The sequence below is a fragment of the Clostridium aciditolerans genome (genome assembly GCF_016316925.1).
Classification (GTDB): Bacteria; Bacillota; Clostridia; order Clostridiales; family Clostridiaceae; genus Clostridium_AM; species Clostridium_AM aciditolerans.
This window is the reverse complement of the sequence record NZ_JAEEGB010000054.1, coordinates 1,597-2,929: the sequence shown is the minus strand read 5'-3', so window position 1 is coordinate 2,929 and position 1,333 is coordinate 1,597. Positions and strand designations below refer to the sequence as shown.

1 rRNA gene (cut by a window edge) is annotated in these 1,333 nt (G+C 52.7%); it reads right to left on the bottom strand.

The annotated features are described in order from the left end of the window. Positions 1-12: 12 nt before the first annotated feature. Positions 13-1,333, bottom strand: a 23S ribosomal RNA gene (locus I6U51_RS24085); it runs 1,526 nt beyond the window's last position.

The following is a 1,333-nucleotide window of genomic DNA, read 5'->3' as shown; positions in this document are numbered from 1 at the left end:
GTCATAAATTATTTGGTCAAGCCCTCGACCTATTAGTATCAGTCAGCTGAACATGTTACCATGCTTACACCTCTGACCTATCAACCTTGTGTTCTTCAAGGGGTCTTACTAGCTTACGCTATGGGAAATCTAATCTTGAGGTGGGCTTCACGCTTAGATGCTTTCAGCGTTTATCCCGTCCCGACATAGCTACCCAGCTGTGCTCCTGGCGGAACAACTGGTGCACCAGAGGTCAGTCCATCCCGGTCCTCTCGTACTAAGGACAGCTCCTCTCAAATTTCCTACGCCCGCGACGGATAGGGACCGAACTGTCTCACGACGTTCTGAACCCAGCTCGCGTGCCGCTTTAATGGGCGAACAGCCCAACCCTTGGGACCTACTTCAGCCCCAGGATGCGACGAGCCGACATCGAGGTGCCAAACCTCCCCGTCGATGTGGACTCTTGGGGGAGATCAGCCTGTTATCCCCGAGGTAGCTTTTATCCGTTGAGCGATGGCCCTCCCACGAGGAACCACCGGATCACTAAGCCCGACTTTCGTCCCTGCTCCACTTGTATGTGTCGCAGTCAGGCTCCCTTCTGCCTTTGCACTCTACGAACGATTTCCAACCGTTCTGAGGGAACCTTTGGGCGCCTCCGTTACTTTTTAGGAGGCGACCGCCCCAGTCAAACTGCCCACCTAACAATGTCCCGTGACCAGATTCATGGCCGCCGGTTAGAATCCCAATACTGTCAGGGTGGTATCCCAAGGATGACTCCACAAAGGCTGACGCCCTTGTTTCTCAGTCTCCCACCTATCCTGTACAGACAATATCGAAACTCAATGCTAAGCTACAGTAAAGCTCTACGGGGTCTTTCCGTCCAATCGCGGGTAGCAAGCATCTTCACTTGCACTACAATTTCGCCGGATTTGTTGTCGAGACAGTGCCCAAGTCATTACGCCATTCGTGCGGGTCGGAACTTACCCGACAAGGAATTTCGCTACCTTAGGACCGTTATAGTTACGGCCGCCGTTTACTGGGGCTTAAGTTCACACCTTCGCTTGCGCTAAGTGTTCCCCTTAACCTTCCAGCACCGGGCAGGCGTCAGCCCCTATACATCAGCTTTCGCTTTAGCAGAGACCTGTGTTTTTGCTAAACAGTTGCTTGGGCCTATTCTCTGCGACCTACTTGCGTAGGCACCCCTTATCGCTAACTTACGGGGTCAATTTGCCGAGTTCCTTGACAACAATTCTTCCGCTGGTCTTAGGATTCTCTCCTCACCTACCTGTGTCGGTTTGCGGTACGGGCACCAACTTCCTCCATAGAGACTTTTCTTGGCAGCGTGGAATCAGAT